Origin of the sequence: Rhizobacter sp., from assembly GCF_046595475.1 — a bacterium.
In the GTDB taxonomy this organism is placed as follows: domain Bacteria; phylum Pseudomonadota; class Gammaproteobacteria; order Burkholderiales; family Burkholderiaceae_C; genus Rhizobacter.
This window is the reverse complement of sequence record NZ_JBKJOQ010000014.1, coordinates 1-20821: the sequence shown is the minus strand read 5'-3', so window position 1 is coordinate 20821 and position 20821 is coordinate 1. Positions and strand designations below refer to the sequence as shown.

Annotated in this window: 20 protein-coding genes, 3 tRNA genes and 1 pseudogene; 20 read left to right on the top strand and 4 right to left on the bottom strand. The window is 65.1% G+C overall.

All coding sequences use genetic code 11. The features are described from left to right. The 5 genes from AC30QB_RS03005 to AC30QB_RS02985 all read left to right on the top strand — a co-directional run. Positions 1–625 (top strand): amidophosphoribosyltransferase (locus tag AC30QB_RS03005; RefSeq protein ID WP_489544703.1); only part of this gene is annotated, 625 nt, incomplete at its 5' end. A gap of 14 nt (positions 626–639) precedes the next feature. Further along, the gene (gene gltX / locus AC30QB_RS03000) at positions 640–2034 is read left to right on the top strand and encodes a glutamate--tRNA ligase (protein ID WP_489544702.1); all 1395 of its coding nucleotides are present in this window, start codon (positions 640–642) and stop codon (positions 2032–2034) included. 86 nt (positions 2035–2120) lie between these two features. Then, positions 2121–2196, top strand: a tRNA-Ala gene (locus tag AC30QB_RS02995). A gap of 37 nt (positions 2197–2233) precedes the next feature. Continuing rightward, a tRNA-Glu gene (locus AC30QB_RS02990) sits at positions 2234–2309 on the top strand. Positions 2310–2347: 38 nt separating this feature from the next. Continuing rightward, positions 2348–2424: transfer RNA gene (locus AC30QB_RS02985), tRNA-Asp, on the top strand. 31 nt (positions 2425–2455) lie between these two features. On the opposite strand, the gene AC30QB_RS02980 is transcribed toward AC30QB_RS02985, so the two are convergent. Continuing rightward, a complete protein-coding gene (locus AC30QB_RS02980; protein WP_489544705.1) occupies positions 2456–2809 on the bottom strand; it encodes an AlpA family phage regulatory protein in 354 nt (117 codons plus the stop codon). Between AC30QB_RS02980 and AC30QB_RS02975 the strand changes: the two are divergent. Beyond that, positions 2808–3114 (top strand): annotated as a pseudogene (locus tag AC30QB_RS02975) (transposase); the annotation flags it as partial. The gene AC30QB_RS02980 and the pseudogene AC30QB_RS02975 overlap by 2 nt on opposite strands. A 166-nt stretch (positions 3115–3280) precedes the next feature. Next, positions 3281–4156 (top strand): helix-turn-helix transcriptional regulator, encoded by an 876-nt coding sequence (locus AC30QB_RS02970; RefSeq protein ID WP_489544701.1) that lies wholly within the window; start codon positions 3281–3283, stop codon positions 4154–4156. 24 nt (positions 4157–4180) lie between these two features. On the opposite strand, the gene sctR is transcribed toward AC30QB_RS02970, so the two are convergent. Continuing rightward, positions 4181–4840 (bottom strand): type III secretion system export apparatus subunit SctR, encoded by a 660-nt coding sequence (sctR, locus tag AC30QB_RS02965; protein ID WP_489544700.1) that lies wholly within the window; start codon positions 4838–4840, stop codon positions 4181–4183. Positions 4841–4886: 46 nt separating this feature from the next. Further along, the gene (sctQ, locus tag AC30QB_RS02960) at positions 4887–5894 is read right to left on the bottom strand and encodes a type III secretion system cytoplasmic ring protein SctQ (RefSeq protein ID WP_489544699.1); all 1008 of its coding nucleotides are present in this window, start codon (positions 5892–5894) and stop codon (positions 4887–4889) included. 337 nt (positions 5895–6231) lie between these two features. Here sctQ and sctV point away from each other — a divergent pair, with 337 nt between their 5' ends. The 13 genes from sctV to AC30QB_RS02895 all read left to right on the top strand — a co-directional run bounded on the left by sctV (position 6232) and on the right by AC30QB_RS02895 (position 18040). Then, positions 6232–8319 carry a type III secretion system export apparatus subunit SctV gene (gene sctV, locus AC30QB_RS02955; protein ID WP_489544698.1) on the top strand — a complete coding sequence of 696 codons (2088 nt, stop codon included), beginning with the start codon at positions 6232–6234 and terminating at the stop codon, positions 8317–8319. A 23-nt stretch (positions 8320–8342) separates the two neighbouring features. Then, on the top strand, positions 8343–8609 hold the full coding sequence (gene sctS / locus AC30QB_RS02950) for a type III secretion system export apparatus subunit SctS (RefSeq protein ID WP_489544704.1): 267 nt from the start codon (positions 8343–8345) through the stop codon (positions 8607–8609). Positions 8610–8614: 5 nt separating this feature from the next. After that, positions 8615–10318 (top strand): type III secretion system outer membrane ring subunit SctC, encoded by a 1704-nt coding sequence (gene sctC / locus AC30QB_RS02945; RefSeq protein WP_489544697.1) that lies wholly within the window; start codon positions 8615–8617, stop codon positions 10316–10318. Between the two features lie 2 nt (positions 10319–10320). Continuing rightward, on the top strand, positions 10321–11463 hold the full coding sequence (locus AC30QB_RS02940; protein WP_489544696.1) for an FHA domain-containing protein: 1143 nt from the start codon (positions 10321–10323) through the stop codon (positions 11461–11463). Between the two features lie 122 nt (positions 11464–11585). Then, positions 11586–11792 (top strand): hypothetical protein, encoded by a 207-nt coding sequence (locus tag AC30QB_RS02935; RefSeq protein WP_489544695.1) that lies wholly within the window; start codon positions 11586–11588, stop codon positions 11790–11792. Positions 11793–11914: 122 nt separating this feature from the next. Next, positions 11915–12313 (top strand): hypothetical protein, encoded by a 399-nt coding sequence (locus AC30QB_RS02930; protein ID WP_489544694.1) that lies wholly within the window; start codon positions 11915–11917, stop codon positions 12311–12313. Continuing rightward, a complete protein-coding gene (sctJ, locus tag AC30QB_RS02925) occupies positions 12310–13110 on the top strand; it encodes a type III secretion system inner membrane ring lipoprotein SctJ (RefSeq protein WP_489544693.1) in 801 nt (266 codons plus the stop codon). The genes AC30QB_RS02930 and sctJ overlap by 4 nt, the downstream gene beginning before the upstream one ends. Positions 13111–13143: 33 nt before the next feature. Then, positions 13144–13779: a SctK family type III secretion system sorting platform protein gene (locus tag AC30QB_RS02920; RefSeq protein WP_489544692.1), complete on the top strand. Its 636-nt coding sequence runs from the start codon at positions 13144–13146 to the stop codon at positions 13777–13779. Beyond that, entirely contained in the window at positions 13761–14378 is a 618-nt protein-coding gene (sctL, locus tag AC30QB_RS02915) for a type III secretion system stator protein SctL (RefSeq protein WP_489544691.1), read from the top strand. The genes AC30QB_RS02920 and sctL overlap by 19 nt, the downstream gene beginning before the upstream one ends. Before the next feature lie 10 nt (positions 14379–14388). Continuing rightward, on the top strand, positions 14389–15735 hold the full coding sequence (locus AC30QB_RS02910) for a FliI/YscN family ATPase (protein WP_489544690.1): 1347 nt from the start codon (positions 14389–14391) through the stop codon (positions 15733–15735). A 5-nt stretch (positions 15736–15740) separates the two neighbouring features. Then, the gene (locus AC30QB_RS02905) at positions 15741–16220 is read left to right on the top strand and encodes a hypothetical protein (RefSeq protein ID WP_489544689.1); all 480 of its coding nucleotides are present in this window, start codon (positions 15741–15743) and stop codon (positions 16218–16220) included. Position 16221: 1 nt separating this feature from the next. Continuing rightward, positions 16222–16998 (top strand): type III secretion system export apparatus subunit SctT, encoded by a 777-nt coding sequence (gene sctT, locus AC30QB_RS02900; RefSeq protein ID WP_489544688.1) that lies wholly within the window; start codon positions 16222–16224, stop codon positions 16996–16998. Between the two features lie 10 nt (positions 16999–17008). Continuing rightward, positions 17009–18040, top strand: coding sequence for an EscU/YscU/HrcU family type III secretion system export apparatus switch protein (locus tag AC30QB_RS02895; RefSeq protein ID WP_489544687.1), 1032 nt, complete (start codon positions 17009–17011; stop codon positions 18038–18040). Positions 18041–18343: 303 nt separating this feature from the next. On the opposite strand, the gene AC30QB_RS02890 is transcribed toward AC30QB_RS02895, so the two are convergent. Then, a partial coding sequence (locus tag AC30QB_RS02890) for a DUF4082 domain-containing protein (protein ID WP_489544686.1) occupies positions 18344–20821 on the bottom strand: 2478 nt, incomplete at its 5' end.

Here is a 20821-nt window from a genome sequence, read left to right as displayed (position 1 = left end):
CCCGATCCCTGAGTCGAGCCGCCCGTCAGCCATGCAGCTCGCGCAGAAGATAGGCAAGCCCTACCGTGAAGGCTTCGTGAAAAACCGCTACGTCGGACGCACCTTCATCATGCCGGGGCAGGGCGTACGCAAGAAGTCGGTGCGTCAGAAGCTCAACGCCATCGGTGTCGAGTTCAAGGGCCGCAACGTGCTGCTGGTCGACGACTCGATAGTGCGTGGCACCACATCAAAAGAGATCGTGCAGATGGCGCGCGACGCCGGTGCTCGCAAGGTGTACATGGCTTCGGCCGCGCCACCGGTGCGTTACCCCAACGTCTACGGCATCGACATGCCCACCAGCGAAGAGCTGATCGCGCACAACCGCAGCATCGAAGAGATCCGCGAGTTCATAGGCGCTGATGCATTGATCTATCAAGACGTGGATGCGATGAAGAAAGTGGTGGGCGCGCTCAACCCGAATCTCGCTGGCTTTGAGGCCTCTTGTTTCGATGGCCACTACGTGACGGGTGATGTGAGCGCGGCTGATTTCGACGCCATGGCCATGCAGCGCAAGTCGCAAGTCGACGAAGAAGAAAACAGCGACCGTTCGCGCCTTGCCCTGCAAAGCGCCACCGAGCAGACCTGACGCTTTCGACAAACATGACCCAGAAAATCCGCACCCGCATCGCCCCCTCGCCCACCGGCTTTCTGCACCTGGGCACTGCACGCACGGCCCTGTATTCGTGGGCTTTCGCGAGGCACTTCGGTGGTGAGTTTGTGCTTCGCATTGAAGACACTGACGTGGCCCGCTCCACGCAAGACTCGGTAGACCAGATCCTCGCGTCGATGAGGTGGCTGGGCCTCAATTACGACGAAGGCCCGATCTACCAGATGCAGCGCCTGGACCGCTACACCGCTGTCGTTGAGCAGATGATGGCCGCTGGCACTGCTTATCGTTGCTACTGCACGCCCGAGGAGCTGGACGCGATGAAGGCTGCGCAAGAGTCGCGTGGCGAAAAGCGCCGTTACGACGGTACTTGGCGGCCCGAGATAGGCAAGGCGCTGCCGTCGGTGCCCGAGGGTGTCAGGCCGGTCGTGCGCTTCAAGAACCCGGTTGACGGTGAGGTGACCTGGGACGATGTGGTGAAAGGCCCCATCACCATCAGCAACCGTGAGATCGACGACCTCATCATCCAGCGCGCCGACGGCGTGCCGACCTATAACTTTGCTGTTGTCGTTGACGACTGGGACATGCACATCAGCCACGTCTTCCGCGGTGACGAGCATGTGAACAACACGCCGTGGCAGATCAACATCTTCAACGCGCTCGGGGCACCGTTGCCGGTGTTCGGCCACGTGCCGGTGATCCTGGGCGACGACGGGCAGAAACTCTCCAAGCGCCGCGGCGCTGTGAGCGTCACGGCCTACGAAGAAGCGGGTTTTCTGCCCGAAGCCATGCTCAACTACCTGGCGCGATTGGGTTGGAGCCACGGCGACGAAGAGCTGTTCACGCCTGATCAGTTGGTTGCGTGGTTCGATGGCAGCCACCTTTCCAAGAGCCCGGCGCAGTGGGACGCGACCAAGCTGGCGTGGGTCAACGCACACTACCTGAAGGCGCTGCCTGACGACCGTTTGTCTGCGCTCGTTGCCGCGCAGTTGCAGCGCCGTGGCATCGCCTCGGCAGGCGTTGCAGAAGTGACCCGTGTCATGGTGCTGTTCAAAGACCGCTGCTCGACCACAGTCGAGCTGGCCGACTGGGTCGCCATGTATTTCGCTGACGTGCAACCGACAGCAGAAGACGTGGCGACGCATGTCAACCACCTGGTGAAGCCTGCGCTGTCAACGTTGCGCGATAAGTTTTCCGCCATTGAGTGGAGCAAGGCTGCAATTGCTGTGGCCATCAAGGAAACGCTGGCGTCGCACGGCCTGAAGATGCCCCAGCTGGCCCATGCCGTACGCGTGCTGGTTTGCGGTCGTTCGCAGACACCGTCGGTTGATGCGGTGTTGGAACTTTTCCCCAGAGAGACAGTGCTGCTGCGTTTGCAGGCAGCATGAAAATCTGTCTATAATCGCAGTCTCGCTTGAACAGCGCGTCCCGTAGTTGAAAGGCCAAGTTGAAAGACTTGGTTGAAAGACAAAGCGGGGGTATAGCTCAGCTGGGAGAGCGCTTGCATGGCATGCAAGAGGTCAGCGGTTCGATCCCGCTTACCTCCACCAAACCAGGTGGCGCGCAGTTCAAGAGTTGAAGGATTGAGTCCCCTTCGTCTAGAGGCCTAGGACACCACCCTTTCACGGTGGCTACAGGGGTTCGAATCCCCTAGGGGACGCCAAGTTTGATGGCGCTTGTGCAGCAGTGCAGAAGCCATCTGGAGTGGTAGTTCAGTTGGTTAGAATACCGGCCTGTCACGCCGGGGGTCGCGGGTTCGAGCCCCGTCCACTCCGCCAATAAAAGTCAACGGGTTAGCTTTGAAAGGAGCTAACCCGTTTTTCTTTTGTTCGGCGCGAGGGGTAAACCAAGGGGTAAACCGGTTCGCGGCTTTGTACGCACGATCCCGAACGCTGGCGGAATCCAGCGGCAGCGTTGCGGCGATCTCTTCGACGCCTCGCGCTTTTCCTTGAGACTTTGGATCCACTGCGTGATCTCCTCGTCCAGCCAAGCGCTTGCCTTTCCGAGCCTCACTGGCGCAGGAAACTTCCCCTCCTTGATGAGACCGTAGACCAAGGTGCGCTTCATGCCGACCCGTGCCGTGACTGCGGGTAGCGCAGCTTGAGTCTTCCTGAACCGCCCCGGTCTTTGAGGAGGCTCCAACTCTTGAGAAGATGGAGCCATGAAGAAGTCGAACAAGTTCTCACCCGAGGTCCGCGAGCGGGCCGTGCGGTTGGTGCAAGAGCACCGCGGGGAATACCCGTCATTGTGGGCAGCGATCGAGTCGATCGCGCCGAAGATCGGCTGCGTTGCGCAGACGCTGCTGGACTGGGTCAAGCAGTCCGAGGTGGAGGCCGGCACCCGTGCGGGCACCACATCCGCTGGGCACGACCGGGTCAAGGCGCTGGAGCGCGAGGTCAAGGAACTGTGTCGGGCCAACGAGATTTTGAAGTTGGCCAGCGCGTTTTTCGCAGGGCGGTTCACGTCCGCGCAGCGGCACCACTACGAAAGCTCGGAGGGTGCACAGCGCGCCAAGCACCATGCCTAGTGCCCCCTTGAATCGGGGGGTGAGGCGTACTGAAGTGAAATGGCCTGACCCCGCCGCTTCGTTTTTCTCGCTCTGAGAAGAGAGATGCAACGCTTGGAGCCGCCATCGTGACTTACCCAACCCACACGCCAGCCGATGAAGAAGGGGAGGCGGGCAGCAGCCGCAAGACGGTTCCGGTCGCGCCGAGCCCCGCACCGCCACGTTTGCCGAAACCCCTTTGTCGGCAGCCGGCTTTTCTCGCCGCGCTGGTGCACGCCGCAAGCAATGAAGACCGGGTGGTGCAAATTCGCAACCGCCTCAGCGAGATGGGGTTTTGCTGGCTCACCTACGGCCAGCTCTCGCTCAGCAACTCGACCACGCTCACGTCCATCGGCACCGGCATCGCACTGGACAAGTGGGCCGAGCGCTACTTTCGGGAAGAGTACTTCGACGTGGATCGGCGACTGATTGAAACCGCCGGGTCCGGGCTTCCTTATGTGTGGGATCTCGAAACACTCGGGCAGCCCAGCATCATTCTTCCCGTCTCCAAGCTCAACCGTTTCATCAGCGACCTGCGCAACGTGGGTGGGCACTCCGGCATCTCGCTTCGATTGCTCGGCCACTACCCCCGATCAGACGCCTACCTGAGCCTCATGTCCAACAGCCCCGGCTGCGACTGGATGGACGACGAGCTGCTCGGCAAAGTGCTGAACTTCGCAACGTGCCTGCACGAGTTCTACAGCAACCACGCCACCACGCCCGACCTGCTGGACGCACTGAGCCTCAAGCTCACGCCCGTGCAGCTCGACATGATGCGCTGCCTGCTGAGGGGCATGGGCGACAAGGCAATCGCTTCCGAGCTGAAGCTGAGCCTGCACAACGTGGACTACCACATGCGTCAATTGCGGCGGCGCTTCGGCGCCAACAACCGGGTGAAGCTGGTGCATGAAGCCATGCGCATCGTCGGCACGGCTCGACGATCGGGCCACGACATGGAAAGCTGATGCGCCGCGCTCGCCGAAATGCTGCTACCGATACGACAGCACCAGCCCGTGGATCAACCTTGTCCACCCGTCCAGCATCACGAACAACAGCAACTTGAACGGCAGCGAGATGGTTGTGGGCGAGATCATCGACATGCCCAGTGCCAGCAACACGGTGGCGACGATCAGGTCGACCACCACGAAGACGAGATAGATGATGAAGCCGATCTGGAAGGCCCGCGTCAACTCGCTCAGCGTGAAGCTTGGCACCAGCACCATGAAGTCGTCGGCTGTCAGCGCGGCGGCGCGCTCCTTCGGCCAGATGCTGGCCGCGGATTGCAAGAAGAACGCGCGGTCGCGCTCCCGGGTGTGCTTCTGCAAAAACTCCTTCATCGGTGCCTTGGCCGCATCGAGCACGGCCATGATGTCGCCCACGCCTTCACCCTTGGCGCCCAGGTTGCGCCCGCGCAGGGCGTCGGACACCTCCATTCCCACCGGCGCCATGATGTAGAGGGACAAGATGATGGCGATGCCATTGAGCACCATGTTCGGCGGTGTCTGCTGCAAGCCGAGCGCAGTGCGAAGCAAGCCGAACACGATCACGAGCTTGGTGTAGCTCGTCACCATCATGGCGGCAAAAGGCGCGAGGCCCAACCCGACGATCAGCGCGACGAGGGTCAGTGGCTCTGGAAGGCTTCCTCCCATGTCAGCACTGCGCTCGCAAACGAGAGGGGGTGATCTGCGCCACGGATCAGGCGTCGTTCGGGGCGAACTCGGACACCCGCACGCCGAGCCTGTCGCCCACCGCCACCAGATGGCCTTTTCCGAGCACGTTGCCGTGCGCCACGATGCGTACCGCGCTGCGGTTGATGGGCTGCGCCAGTTCGAACACGTGTCCGGGGCGGATGCTTTTGAGCTCACCCAGCGTGAGCGACAGTTCCCCCACTTCGAAGCGCAAGCTCACCTCCAGTGCGTCGAGCCGGTCCAGCGGCAGGTTGGCTGACTCGTTGTTGTCGTCGGCGGCGGGCTGCGGGGCGAGGTCTCGGTTCATGTCGGTGTCTTTCGATTGCTGAAGGGTGATGCGCGAGCCTTCTGCCAAGCCCACCAATTGGCGCCCCGCGCTGCCGCCCAGTTCGGCCTTGACCAGCAGGGCTGCGCCGGCGGCGGCCCAGTTGTCGATGCTGATGATGTCGCCCGGTGCGATGCTGCTGATCTCGCGCAGGCTGACCTGCGTGGTGCCCACCACAAAGGGCACCGGAATGCGCAGCCACTCAAGGCCGTGCCGTGGCTGCCTGCGCGGCACGCGCATCGCAGCAAGCACCGCCCCCAGCACCTCATCAGCCTCGAAGAAAACGAATCCCTGCAGCGCGCTCGTGTTGCCCACGGTGTCAGCCTCGAAGAAGGCGGCGCGGTGCATGTTGGCATCGTCGTCGGCGGCCGGGCGATCTTTGGGTGTCCATTCGAAGCGCAGGCGCAGCGACTTCTCCAGCGCGTCTGCCAAGGGGCTCAGCGCGTCGGCGAGCAGCACGTAGCGCAGGTCGCGCGGCAGCAAGTCGCTGCGGCGCTCTCCCAGCAGGCTGGCCACCCCACCCGGCTCGAGCCCGAGCGCGCCTGAGTGGTTGCCAAGCTTGAAGCCGAAGCATTCCCAGCCGGTTCGCGGCGTGTCGTGCATCGCCCAACGCAAGCGGTGAGCGCTGGCGCCAAGCAACAGAGAAACCGGTGCGGCGTGGCTGTACAGCAAGTTCAATGCACGTCCCATGGCTGCGCTCGATCGGGGCAGCAGCGGTGCGGCGCCGAGTTCAGTCACCGGCTGTGTCGGAAGGGCGAGCATCCTCTTTGTCCTTGTTCGGGCACGTTGAAAAGGTTGGAGGCCGGCGCTGCGATGCAGGCGGCGTGCCGATACCTTGACGACTTGCAGCCTATCGAACGCCAGCTGCCGGCGGAACTACGCAGACACGTAGTGCGGCACGTCCGCCGCACTACGGAGATTCGTTGTTGTTGAGACCGAGGCAGGCCCCTAGAGTCAAAAGCACCCGACGTCCCCTTCAGTTGCTGCGCCGCTGCGACGACGGGACCCGTGTCAGGCGAACTGCTCCATGGCGGCCACTCCTTCTCCAGCCCTTTTGTCCAGCGACAAGGTGCGCAGCCTGTTGGGCGTGCTCACTCGGCAGAACGACCTGGCCCTGGCGGCGATGCTGGTGGCGGTGGTGGCGCTGTTCGTGCTCCCGCTGCCCACGCCGCTGCTCGACCTGCTGATTGCCGTGAACCTGTCGGTGAGCCTGGTGCTGCTCATCGTGGCCATGTACGTGCCGTCCGCCCTGGCACTCTCGACCTTCCCGTCGCTGCTGCTTTTCACCACGCTGTTCCGGCTCGCGCTCAACATCGCCTCGACCAAGCTCATCCTGTTGCACGCGAACGCCGGCCACATCATCGACACCTTCGGCAAGCTCATCGTCGGCAACAACGTGGTCGTGGGCGGGGTGGTGTTTCTCATCATCGCCATCGTGCAGTTCATCGTCATCGCCAAGGGCTCCGAGCGCGTGGCCGAGGTGGCCGCGCGGTTCGCGCTCGACGCCATGCCAGGCAAGCAGATGAGCATCGACGCCGACGTGCGCGCGGGCGTGCTCTCGACTTCACAAGCCCAGGCTCGCCGCCGGCTGCTGGAGCAGGAGTGCCAGCTGCATGGGGCCATGGACGGCGCCATGAAGTTCGTCAAGGGCGACGCCATCGCCAGCATCATCATCGCGCTGGTCAACATCCTCGCGGGCATTGCCATCGGCACGCTGATGCTCGACATGACAGTGGGCGCGGCGCTGCAGCGCTTCGCGATTCTGACCGTGGGCGATGGCATGGTGTCGCAGATCCCTTCGCTGCTGGTGTCCATTGCAGCAGGCATCGTGATCACCCGGGTAGGCGGCGCGACCGAAGGCGCCAATGTGCAGCTCGCACGCCAGATCGGGCAGCAGGTGCTCGCGCACCCCAGAGCGCTCCTGATCGCAGGCGTTGCCATCGGGAGCTTTTTGCTCGTGCCCGGTTTTCCCAAGTGGGTGTTCGGGTTGCTCGCGGCCGTCGTCATTTCACTGGGCTTGGTCACGCGCCGCCTGCAGAGCCGCCGCCGCACGCCGGCGTGGATCTCGCATCGGGGCGGCGAAGACGCGGCGATAGAAGCCGGCAGAGGCGAAGACGCGATCGCCGCACCGCTGTGCATTCGCCTCTCCGCCGGCCTTCGGGGCCGTGTTGACCAGCATGCGCTCGACCTGGGCTTGAGTGCGGCCAAGTCATCGCTCGAAGCCGATCTCGGCCCGGTGTTCCCGCGCCTGCAGGTGGCCTACACGACCGCGCTCACCGATGCCGACGCTTATCAGATCCTGGTGCAAGACACCCCCGTGGCGCTCGGTCGCTTGCGCCCCGGCAGCGTGTTGCTCGACAGCACCGAGGCAGGGGCAGTGCCGGGTGCCGAAGTGGCCGAACCGTTCGGCCCCTTCCGCCGCGTGATGTGGGTACCGGCAGGCGCGGCGCCGGCTGCAGCTGGCGGCCTGCATTGCGAAGACGTGGTCGCCGCCCACGTGGACCAGGTGGTGCGCGGGCATGCGCCTCAGCTGCTGGGCCTTCAGGAGGTGCAGCGCTTGCTGCACACCATGCAGCGTGACGCACCCGACCTGGCCGCCGAAGCGGCGCGAGTGGTGCCCCTGCAGCGCATCACTGAGGTACTGCGCCGCCTACTTCAGGAAGGCATACCGATTCGCAACCTGGCCGCCATCTTGGAGGCTCTGGTGATCTGGGCGCCCAAGGAGCCCGATGTCATTGCATTGACCGAGCTGGTGCGCACCGCCCTCGGCCGCTACATCACCAGCTGCTATGTCGGGGCTGACCGCCGCCTCGAAACCATTCTGTTCGAAGCGAGCCTGCTCGACCGCGTACAGGGCGCGGTGGAGCGCGGCCCGCGAGGCAACCTGCTGCTGCTCAGCCCGGCGGTGACGCAAGACATCCGCGACCAGGTACGCCGGCTCTTGCCCGCGGGCGGTGGCCGTGTGGTGGCCGTCACCTCTTCCGACGTGCGGCGCTATGTGAAGACGTTGCTCGAACCGGTGGCGCCGCTGCTGGTGGTGCTTTCGTACCAGGAAGTCGATGACGACGTGGCGCTCCAGCCTGTGGGCTGGGTCACCAACCCCAAGGCTGCATGACCAACCCGCATGAGGCACGCCGCATGACGCCGCTCGACATTCTCGACATCACCCGCGAGGCCTTGATGGTGGTGCTGTGGGTGTCGCTGCCGGTCGTGCTGGTGTCCACCGGCTCCGCGCTGATCGTCGCCATTCTTCAGGCCGTGACGCAGATCCAGGACCAGAGCATCGGCCAGTCGGTTCGCCTGATCGCCGTGATGCTGGCCATCGTGCTCAGCGCAGGGTGGTTGGGGCGCGATGTGATGCGCTTCGCCGAACGTGCCATGCAGATCATTTCCCAGCTTCGATGAACACCATGCAACGACCTTCTCCACGGCGCTTCATGCCCGGCGGCTTCATTGCGTGGGTGCTGGCCCTCGCGGCCGTGCTGCCACTGCACGCGCAAGCCGCCGAAGTGCGCTGGCGCGCGCGCGCGCTGCAGATCGTGGCCAACGAAAAACCACTGCAAGACTTCTTGCGCGAGGTGGTGGCGTCACAGGGCATCACCGCGGTCATCGACGCCAAGGTGGCCGGCGTGGTGAGCGGCAAGTTCAACATGCAGGCGCAGACCATTCTCGACAGCATCTGTGCGACCTACGGGTTCACCTGGTACTACGACGGCGCCTTCATCTACATCGACGCCGCCGGTGACGCGCGCAGCGAGGTGCTCTCGATCTCGGCGGGCAGCAGCCCGCGCATCCTGTCGACATTGGCGCGCCTGAAGATTGCCGACAACCGCTTTCCCGTTGTCATCAACGAGGCCGAAGGCACGCTTTACGTCTCGGGGCCGAAGCGCTATGTCGACCTCGTGCGCCAGGCGGTCAAGCTGGCCGACCAGCGTGCCGCGCTCACCGACCACGCCGAGGTGCGCATCTTCCCGTTGAAATACGCCTGGGCGGGCGACACGCGTGTGAACCGCGCAGGCAAGGAGGTGGTGTTGCCGGGGGTAACCACCGTCCTGCGCAAGCTCTTCAGCCGCGGCCCCATCTCTGCCGGGCCCGGCGGCGCGGGCGTCAGCAAGACCAGCCCTCCCATGCGCATGGGGCCCACACGGGAGATCCGCTTGGGCTCGGGCGAGACGGTGAACGCGCCTAAGGTCGACATGGGCGGCACAGCCGGTGCGCCTGACGACGACGGCAACACGGCGGCATTCACCTCCGGCAGCGAACTACCGCAGTTCCACACCGACACCCGCATGAATGCCGTGCTCGTACGCGACGTGCCTGAGCGCATGGCGCAGTACGCCCACCTGATCGACAACATGGACGCCCGGCCGCGCCTGATCGAGATCGAGGTCACCATCATGGACATCAGCAGCGACAACCTCGAAACGCTGGGCGTCGACTGGCGGCTGCATGGCCGGCGCGCCGACGCGCAGGTGGGCCGCGGCGCCCGCGAAGACACGCCCCCGCTCACGTGGGGCGGAAGCTCCGTCCCGCCGTTGGGCGGCATATTGACTGCCTCCATCGGCAACGAGCTGCGCAACTTCCTGCTGGCACGCGTGAGCGCGCTGAGCAAGAAGGGCACGGCGAATTTCGTCGCCCGACCCAAGGTACTGACGCTCAACAACACCGAGGCAGCACTCGAGAACATGAGCGAGATCCACGTGAAGGTGCAAGGCTTCCAGGACGCCGGCCTCTTCAGCATCACCACCGGCACGGCGCTTCGGGTCACCCCGCTCATCGTCGACGAACAAGCCGGCCGCGGCGTCATGCTGTCGATCAACATCGAAGACGGTGACTTGAGCCCGCTCGACGGCATTGACAACATTCCACTGGTGCGCCGCCGCACCGTCAACACGCAGGCCATGGTCGACGAGAACACCAGCTTGCTGATTGCTGGCTTCTCGACGCAGGAAACGGTGAACGCCTCGACCGGTGTGCCGCTGCTGTCTGACGTGCCGCTCGTGGGCAACCTGTTCAAGTACAGCGAGAAGTCGCGCAAGAACATGGAGCGCTTCTACCTGCTCACGCCGCGCCTGGTGATCCCGGGGGCGAACCTGCTCAAGAACGGAGACTGACCATGATGGACGCCTCGTCTTCAGCGCGTGCCGGGCTCTCACCGGCGTGGTGCCTGCGCTTCCTGAGTGGCGCGATGCGCGGGCGCACGATGGCCTTGAAGCGTGGCCTGAACCTTGTGGGCTCGGCCGGCGATTGCGACGTCATGCTGCCCGGCAGCGACGTGCTGCCCCGGCACCTGGCGCTCAATGTGGGCGAGCTGGTGGTGTCGGTGCAGAAAGTGGGTGCGGCGGCGGTGTTGCTGAATGGTGCTGCGATGGAGCAGCCGCGCCGCAGCCTGGTCGCCGGGGATGTGGTCGGTGTGGGCGCCATCGAGTTCCAACTCGACGCGGTGTACACGACGGTGCATTCGCAATCCGAAGACAGCATGTTCGCGCCGCTGGAAGGCCCGGGCGTCGAGGGCGGCGCAGCGGCACGGCAGCAGGCCGCACCGAAGGCGTTCTCCATGCGCTGGGTGGGTGTTGTGGTAATTGCACTGTCGCTCGCTGGCGTGGGCGCGCTGTCGATCAGCGGTGGGGGCGATGCACGGGGGCGAGCGGGCAACGCCGTGGACTTGCGGGCGCTGGAGCAGGCGGTCGCCGCCTATCCAGAGGTGGAGACGATTTCAGGCGCCGGTGGCAGCGTTGTCGTGCGGGGTTACGTGGAATCGCGCTCGCGCCGGCAGGCACTGCAACAGGCCTTGGCTGCATTCGGGAGCCGGGTGGCCGTGAACGTGCTCAGTGCCGAAGAAATGATCGAGCAAGCGCGCCGGTTTGTGAGCGACCCCGGCGTCACCGTGGCCTATGCCGGCAGCGGGCGGCTTGTCGTTTCCGGCACGGTGGAAGACGACGCGGTGCGCCAACAGATCAAGCGCCTGACAGAAGACCTTCACCCGGCGGTCATGGTGTCTGACAAGGTGATGTACCGCGCCAGGCCGGTGAAGGAAGAAGGCCCCGACACGCGCGCGCAATGGGCTGCGTGGCAGTCGGTGTTGCCCTCGCGCATGGTGGGCATCACCGAAGACGCCAACGGCCTCAAACACATCCAGCTGGCCAACGGCAGCCGGTACTACGAAGGCTCGGTGTTGCGCTCGGGGGCGGAACTGCGCAGCATCGAAGCCGACGGTCTGGTGGTGAGCGGTAGCCCACCGGCACGCGACAAGAAGTGAACGAGTCAAAGGCGAGCCGAATGGCCGCCAGCAAGAATTCCGCGCTCGCGCGGGATGCCCGGCCCTGACGAAGGGGCGGGTTTTTTGATACGTGATTTTTTCAACATCAACAGGAGTGAAACATGTCAGAAGCATCAGACAACTCAATCGCCCAGATGAATGCCGCGGCAGCCGACAACGCAGCCTTGATGGCCGCCAGCATGCAAGCCTCGACCAGCATTCAAGGCGCGGCCACCACCACCAACACCGTCAGCAGCGCCAATGCAGCCAGCACGGAAGCGGCCAAGACGGTGGGCAACGACATGCGACAGGCGGCAAAGGCGGCCTGACCGCCCATGCCGATGCGTTTGTGCGGTGCTCAGCGGCATCGCGCAAACCACGTTCTATGCGCATCACCGGCGCGCAGCGCTTTTCTGCGCCGTGCGCCGGCCACAAATCAGAGGTGAACGCCATGATCGATCCTGTTGCATTGGCCACGGCCGCGACGCCGCACGACGCGGCGGCAAGCGCGCCACTCAGCACACCGCGGGCGGCCGACCCGGTCGAGAGCCGCATGTTCTTCAGCATGGTTCAGGGCGGGGCGCAACCCGATACCCCGGCTGGGCCCACCGACCTGCGCTCCGCGGTGGTGTCTTATGCGCAGCAGATCAACGGCAAGGGCCCGTCGATCGACGAAGTGCGCCACAGCATGATGGAGGCGGTGGATTCGTCCGACCCGATCAAGACGCTGTACATGCTGACCGACCATTCGGCCCAGCTGCAGACCATGTTCACCAAGCTGCACATCGCCACCGGCCTTGCCAGCGCGGCGACCAGCGTGTTCGGCAACCTGCTGAAGAACCAGCAGTGAACACTGCCGCCATGCTTCGGGCTCGCCTCGTGCGCCCCGCCTTTCGCTGCCTCGCAGCCGTGTTCCTGATCGCCGGGCTGGCCGCTTGCAAGGTCGGCCTGTACTCGAGCCTCAACGAGCAGGAGGCCAACGAGATGGTCACGGCGCTTGGCACCGAGGGCATCGATGCCGAGAAGGAGCGGCTCGAAAACAACCAATGGCAGGTGCTGGTTGAGAAAGACCAATTGCCTGTCTCACTCGACCTGCTGCGTGCCCAAGGTCTGCCCAACGAACGTTACGCGAGCCTGGGCGACGTGTTCCAGAAGCAGGGGCTGGTTTCCACGCCGGCCGAAGAACGCATGCGCTACATCCATGCGATGTCGCAAGAGCTTTCGCAGACCCTGCGCAAGGTCGATGGCGTGGTGGCCGCACGTGTGCACGTGGTGATCCCGGCCAATGACCCGCTGAGCGACAAGATCCGCCCGTCGTCGGCAGCCGTGTTCATCAAGCACCGTGCCGACGTTGACCTGCGCATGCTCGCGCCGGCGGTCAAAGACCTGGTCGCCCACAGCATCGAGGGCCTGACGCACGAACAAGTTTCGCTGTCGCTGTTCGAGGCGCGCAGGGTCGCACCGACCACCGCGCTGCCTGCGGCGCGAGGCGGCATGATCCTCGGCGTGCTGCCCACGCAGACCGCCGTGGTTCTGCTGGTGCTGCTGCTGCTCGCCACCGCGTGTTTGATGGTGTTGCCGCCGCTGCTGCGCCGGAACAAGCTCGATTGGCGTACCTGGGTGCGCCGCCAGGTATTTCGCCGCTGAGGCTTGCCGCTCGTGACGCCGCCGACTCCGCTCATGTCGCTCTTGATGCGTCACAACCTGCATCCCGAGCTCGACCTGCATCCGAGCTGGCTGCCGGCCCAGTGGCCCGCACGGTATCGGCAAGTGGCGCGGCTCGGGCCGGCGGGGCAGGCGGTTCTGTCTGACCTGCTGCGGCGCGACGACCCGCTGGCCAACGAACCGCGTTTCGATTTCGACTCGCCCTTGAGCCGGCTGGCCCTGCTCGATGGTCCGGCGCTGCGCCGGCTTGCGGTCTACCTGGGGCTGTGCGCGCACAAGGCGCTGCTGCGGCCTCGCCTAGGCGGCTCGCACCTGCGTCGCCAGGCGCGCCGCTTCGACCGCGACGCGCCCGACTTCGTGCTCGACCGCACGCCCCAGCTGAGCGAGCTGCGCATGAGCCTGAGCCACCTGCAGCAACGCCCGCGCGCCGCCGGTCGCATCATTGTTGACCGGGGCCATCGCCTGCTGCTCGCCCTGATGAGCGCTGAGGGAGAAGAGGCGCTGCTGCAGCGGGTCCAGCGCAAGCTGCCGCGCCGCACTTGCGCCAGTGGGGTGCCCTTGCTCAGCCCTGCGCAGCTCGCCCAACTGCGCGAAGTGACGCTGCAATGCTTGTTGCCCGAGAGGTTGCCGCAATGGGACTGGCTTTTCTGATCACCACCGAGAACCTGCAGCTCCTGAGCGAGCGCAAGGTGCTCAAGCAGGCCGAGTACGCGGCCTTGCTCGACGCCGCGCAGGTGGTTGAAGCCGCGCGCGGCGAAGCGCGCCGCCTCACGCTCAAGGCCGAGCGCGACTCGGCCGAGGCGCGCCAGAAGGGTCACCAGGCCGGCCTCGAGCAGGCCAAGGTGGAGCACGCACGCAGCATGCTCGGCGCCGCGCTCGACCAGCACCGCCAGCTGCAGGGGCTGCGCGAGTCGATGGCCCAGCTGGTGACGCAGGCGGTGACGCAGTTCATTGCCTCGGCGGACCCCGCCGCGCTGTTCGAGGCAGCGCTGTTGCGGGTGGATGCCCTGGTGCGCAGCGAGCCTTTCGTGAACGTGCGCGTGTCGCCCGGCGACGCGCACGTGCTGGAGGAGGTGCTCGCGCGTCTGCGCGCCGAAGCCGGTTGGGCGATGCCGATCTCGATGCAGTCTGACCCGGCCTTGCCTGCGGGTGCCTGCGTGTTGCAGACCTCGGCCGGCACGCTCGACATCGGTCTCGATGCGCAGCTGACCGCATTGCGGCGGGCGCTCGAAGTCGGCGCGGCGCATTAAGAGTCGGCCGGTGGATCGCTTCGCCTCTGCGTTCGCCACAACCGGGCAAGCCAGCGGCCTGGTGGCCGACCTGGCGCAAGCCATCGGCCGTGTCACGCCGGTCGCCATGCGGGGGCGCGTGGTGAAAGCGGTGGGCATGCTCATCGAAGCCTCGGGCATCCAGGCGCACGTGGGCGAGCTGTGCGAGTTGGTGACGCCGGGCGAGCCGCCGCTGTTGGCTGAAGTGGTGGGCTTTGCGCAGCAGACGGCGTTGTTGACGCCGCTCGGCTCCACCGCCGGCATCTCGGCGCTGACCGAGGTGGTTCCTTCGGGCCGTGGCCACACCTGCCCGGTGGGCGCCGGGCTGCTGGGCCGTGTGCTCAATGCCATGGGCGACCCACTCGACGGCCGCGGACCGCTCAACGTGAGCGCACGCGTGCCCGTTCACCGCGAGCCCATGAACCCATTGCAGCGCCGCATGATTGACCGGCACCTGCCGACCGGCGTGCGTGCCATCGACAGCCTGCTGACCCTGGCCGAAGGCCAGCGTGTGGGCGTGTTCTCGGCGCCGGGCATCGGCAAGAGCACGCTGCTGGGCATGCTGGCCCGTGGCTCCACGGCCGACGTCAACGTGGTGGCCCTCATCGGCGAGCGAGGGCGCGAGGTGAAAGAGTTCATCGAGCGCAGCCTCGGCCCGGCCGGCATGGCCAAGACGGTGATGGTGGTTTCCACCTCAGACCGGCCACCCATGGAGCGCATCAAGTCGGCCTATGTGGCGACCACCATTGCCGAGCACTTTCGCGACCAGGGCATGCGCGTGCTGCTGCTGATGGATTCGCTTACCCGCTTTGCTCGGGCACAACGCGAAATTGGCCTGGCCAGCGGCGAGCCGCCCACGCGCCGCAGCTACCCACCTTCCATCTTCTCGATGCTGCCGCAGCTGCTAGAGAGAGCGGGGCAGGGCGCCAGTGGCTCCATCACCGGCATCTACACCGTACTCACTGAAGGCGACGAAGAGAACGACCCGATCGCCGAAGAGGTGCGATCCATTCTTGATGGGCACATCGTGCTCTCGCGCAAGCTGGCTTCGGCAGGGCACTTCCCGGCCATCGACACGCTCGCCAGCGTGAGCCGTGTGATGCCGCAGGTGGTGAGCCGTGAGCACCTCGCCGCCGCCTCGGCCGCGCGCGCATTGCTCGCCCGATACCAGGAACTCGAACTGCTGGTGCAGATTGGCGAATACAAGACCGGCAGCGACCCGGTGGCCGACCGCGCCATCCGGCTGCGCCCGGCGATACACGATTTCCTCAAGCAGCCGCCCGAGTTGGCGTCGCCCTTCGATGCCACCGTGGCGGCCCTGAACCGCCTGCAACGCTGAGCGCCATGGCCATCGACTGGAAGCTCCTGGTTCACGTGCGCGAGCAGCAGCGGCTCGTGGCCAGCCAGGCTTTGGCACAAGAGCGCGAGCTTGCCGTGCAACGCGAGGCGCAAGTGCGCCGGGCCGAGGGTGAGCTGGCGCAACAGATCGACGCCAAGGCGCGGTTGTGGCAGGCCGCGGCCGCACCTGGGGTCGGTCTGGACATGGCCACGCTGCGCGACGCCAGCGCCTGGAGCCGCGCGCTCGACGGGCACATCGCCCAAGCAACGGGCCGGTTGCGAATGGCCGAGCAAGGGGGACAAGCGCAGCAGCAGCGAGTGGACCAAAGCGCGGCTGAGCTCAAGGCTGCCTGCGGCAACGTCGTCAAGGCCGAAGAGATGCAAACCCGGGTGGAAGCCGCTGTGCGCCGCCAGCGCGACGTGCGCGCCGAAGAACCCGCCGAAGAGCACGCAGCGCGCTTGTGGCTGGCGCGAAGGGCCTGTTGACATGGCACTGGAGCTTGCAGCCATGGAGGGCACCTTCGTCTCGGCGGCGCTCACGCTGCCCCGCCTGCTGGCGATCTTCTCGGTGGTGCCTTTCTTCTCGGGCCGTGTGCTCACCGGCACCGTGCGCAACGGCTTCTTGCTGATGCTTGCGCTCTTCATGGCGCCGATGATGGGCGAGGTGCCTGACCTGACGCTTGCGGGGTGGTTGCTCATTGCCGTCAAGGAAGGCGTGATCGGCCTGCTGCTGGGGCTGGGCTTCGGCATCTTCATTTGGGCCATCCAAAGCGTGGGCGACCTGATCGACTTCCAGACGGGCTCCAGCAACGCGGCTTTCTTCGACCCCACCGGGGGCCACGAGAACGGGCCGACCGGCGACTTCCTCGGGTGGCTCGTCATCACGCTGTTTGTGTCGGCGGGTGGCTTGCGCGCTCTCGTGGGCGTTACCGTCGACTCTTATCGGCTGTGGCCGGTGGTGCAGTTCATGCCGAGCTTTGGCGCGGTGCTCGAAGAATTCGCCGTGCGCCAAGGCGATACCTTGTTCCTGTGGATCGTGAAGCTGGGCGCTCCCGTGATCCTGGTGCTGCTGATCGTGGAGCTCGGCCTGGGCCTCATCGGCCGGCTTGCGCCGCAGCTCAACATCTTCTCCATGGCGCAGCCGATCAAGCGCCTGCTGTCAGGGCTGATGATGTTGCTGTTCCTGTTTTTCGTGTACGAGTCGCTACAGGAGTTTTTGCGCCCGTCGAACGGCGTACTCGAATTTTTGCGGCTCGCACTTTAGGGCTGCATCGATGAGCGAAAAGACGCACCAGCCCACGGCCCGACACCTGCGCGAAGCGCGCAAGCGCGGCGAAGTGGTGCACAGCGCCGAGGTCTCTAGTGGCGTCTCGTTCGTGGTTGTCGTGGTGGCGCTGTGGCTGCTTGGCAGCATGGGCTTCAGCATGTTGCGCAAGTTGTGGCGCCACGCCACCAGCGCCGCGCTGCTGGCGCACCCGGCTGACCACCTGCCCGAGCTGCTGCTGCACATGAGCGAGGTGCTGCTGTGGGGCATGGTGCCGGTGTTGTGCCTGGCGGGCTTTGCCGGCTTTGCCGGTTCATTCTTCCAAGTGGGCGGCCTGGCCGCGTGGAGCCGCCTGGCGCCAGATGCCAACCGCCTCAATCCGGCCCAAGGACTCAAGCGCATTTTCTCGACTGGCAATTTGGTCAAGCTGCTGAAGATGGTGATCAAGACGCTGCTGATCGGCGCGCTGATGTTCGTGGTGATCCGCGGGCTGCTCGATACCGCGCTGAAGCTTGGGCATGCCACCCCTTCGGCGGTGATGGCGGTGGGCGCACATGCCCTGCTCACCGTGTTCGGCTGGGCGGCCGTGATTTATGTGCTGATGGCAGCGATCGACTATGTGCACGAACACCACGAGTTCACCAAAAAGCACCGCATGTCCATCGAAGACCTGCGCCGTGAACATAAAGAAGCGCAAGGCGACCCCGCCACCACCGGCCGGCGCCGTTCGGCGCAGTACGAAGCCGCTTATGCAGGCCTGGCCGACCGCGTCCGCTGGTCATCGGCGGTGATTCATTCGAATACCACCGCCGTGGCGCTGCAGTACCTGGGCGAGAAAGATTTGCCGCGGGTGATTGCCCGTGGCGAAGGTGCGGTCGCCGCGCAGATCAGGCGCTTTGCGCAAGACGCGCTGGTGCCTACAGAGTTCGACGCATCGCTGGCTGCGCTGCTCTACGCCGAGGTGCCGCTGGGCCAGACCATTCCGCGCTCGCTGTACGCGCCTGTGGCTGCATTGCTGCGCTGGGCGCAGGGGCGTGACTAGGGCCTGTTCACACCAGATGAGCACCCACGTGACTCGTCAAAAGCCCGCCAACGAGGCGCAAAGCGTAGCTGTAGCACTTGCTACAGCGAGCATTAGCAACGATGGTGGCGGGCGTTGGCCCTGTGGCTAGGCGCCCACCACATCGATACCGAGGTATCGCGCGGATGGGCAACGACGCCATAGGGGCAAAGGCGCGGTTTCATAAGTACCGAACAGCGTGAAACGCTGCACTAGCGTTGGTCAAATGACGACCCCTGCGGTGGCAAGCGGCGCGAAGCGCAATGCATGGCGCCAGACCAGACGTTACGGCGAGATGGTCCCATCGGAATTGACCGTCTTGGACGGATCCTCTGCCACGTAGTTGCCGCTCCAGGCGGTGCGGGACAGCGCCGAGAAGCCATACACGTAGTTGGTGCCGCCATAACCGTTGTTCCTGGAAATGGCGTTGTTCTGAACGATGGCACTCCCGCTCGTGACGTAGCCGCACAGGCCGCAACCGGATTCACCTATCAGGAAATTGTTCTTGACGATGAGCCCCGTGACCGGCCCCCAAGTTGTGCCAAAGAAAGCCGCACCCGTGCTGCCCGTCGGATTCGAACCCAGCCAGTTGTGCTCTATGGTGACGTTGGTGCTGCTGTCGCCGTCGATGGATTCGGTATGCACATAAGGGTCGGAGGGGTTGCCTGTGGGGCAAAAAGGAGCGCCGTGAATGTAGTTGTCGTGAGCGACGACATTGTTGCCAGTCCATAGGCCGTGGCTCAGTCCACGAATGCGCATGAACGACGCGGTGTAGTTGCTGCTGGTCACGCCTGAGGCGGCCGAACAGGTGTTGATGTCCAGCTCGACATGGTCAACGACCAGACCGACGGCTTGGCCCGGGCTGCCATCGCCATTGACGATGACGCCAAAGCCGCTTCGGTAACCGCAGGCATGGTCGCTGGTGACGAGCGCATCGACGATGCGGATATTGTTGCCTTGGACCGAGATGCAACCGTCCACCCAAACCTTGTTCAGCACTGTGTTGTCAGCAACGATGAGCTGATCACCTGACAGTTTGCGAAAACCGTATTGGCCACTGGTGGCGTAAGCCTTCACCTGCGCCTCGCTGAGCGTGGGGCCCGTCGGATTGATGGGGTCCCGCACACCCGTGTAGGCAGCCCAGCAAGATTCAGCCGCAGCCGTCAAGGGACAAGGTACTCCTCCCGCAGGCGCAGGCCCGGTCGGCGTGGTGAGCGAGGCGGTATTCGAAGCGGCCGAGACGTTGTTGGCTGCATCCAGCGCCTTGACGTGGTACGCGTACGTGGTACCTCCCAACACCGAGGTGTCGGTGTAGCTGGTGCCGGTGACGTCAGTGAGGTCGGTGCCGTTGCGAACGATGCGGTACTTGGTGACGCCGACGTTGTCCGTGCTCGGCCGCCAAGCCAGATCGACCTGGGTGGGCGTGGCGGCCGTGGCCACCAGGCTCGACGGTGCCAATGGCGGTGTGGTGTCGCCCGCCGCCGGCGTGGAGGCCGAGGCGACATTGGAGGATGCCGAGACGTTGCCCGCGGCATCCAGCGCCTTGACCTGGTAGGTGTACGTGGCGCCGCCGCTGACGCTGGTGTCCGCGTAGCTCGCAGTCACCGATTCGCCCACGGCTGCGGCCGAGCCATTGCGGAAGATCTGGTACTTGGCAACGCCGACGTTGTCAGTGCTGGAGGCCCAGATCAGGTTGACACGAGTCGCGCTGCTGGCGCTGGCGCTCAAGCCTGTGGGCGTGCTCGGCGCGGTGGTGTCGCCGCTGGGCGGCGTTGTCGTGCCGCTGGGCACGAACACGGGGTCGACCCAGTAGTTGCTGGCTTTGTAAGTCTCGCTGGGGAAACTGCTGTTGCTGGCGTACAGGTACACACCGTTGCCGGCTTCTGCGGTACTGGCCGGCGCGGTGAGCGCGCCGCTCGTCTTGGCTTGCAAGAAGTACTGCTCGTCATAGGCGTAGCAGCCATCCTGGGCGAAGTACGACACGACAAAGCTTTGGCCCTGCGTGACCGTCACCGGGTGCGCAAAAGTAACGCTGCGCCAGCCGCTGCCGCTTTCGCCAGAGAACGTGGCGCTGGCCAGCCGCAGGCCGCTGGCACTCCACAGGCTGGCGGTGTTGGCGCCCGTGCTGCCTTGCGGCTTGTAGAAGCGCACGCCAGCGATCTGGCCGTTGCTCGCCACGTTGAACCGCATCCCCAATTCCACGGGAAAATCGGCGACACATTCGCTGGCGGCGGGCGTCTGGCTGTCGAACAAGGATTGCTCGGTGCGCCGATACACCACGTCGACCCAGTAGTTGGTGGCTTGGTAGGTCTGGTTGGGGTAGCCGCTCGTCGGGCCATAGCGATACACGCCGTTGCCCTGTGTCGCAGTGGCGGTCAAGGCGCTGATCGGCCCGGCATCGCGCGGTTGGGTGAAGTAGCCGGTTTCGGCGGCGTAGTGGCCGGTGGGGGTGAAGTACGACACCACGTACGTCGTGCCGGGCTGCACAGCCACTGGGCTGGCAAACCGCGCGCTCTGCCAGCCTGAGGCGCTCTCGCCGCTGAACCGCACATTGGCCAGCCGCTGGCCCTGGGCGTTCCACAGCGAGCCGGTATGCGCGCCTGTATTGGTGGTGGATTTGTAGAACCGCACGCCGTCGATCCAGCCTGCAGTGGCGACTTGGAACTTCATGCCCAACTCGACCGGCTGAGCGTCCGGGTCGGCTGGGGTCGCCGGCGTTTGCGCGCCGAACAGGGTGTACGTTGCGGGCGCAGTGGCAAGCGG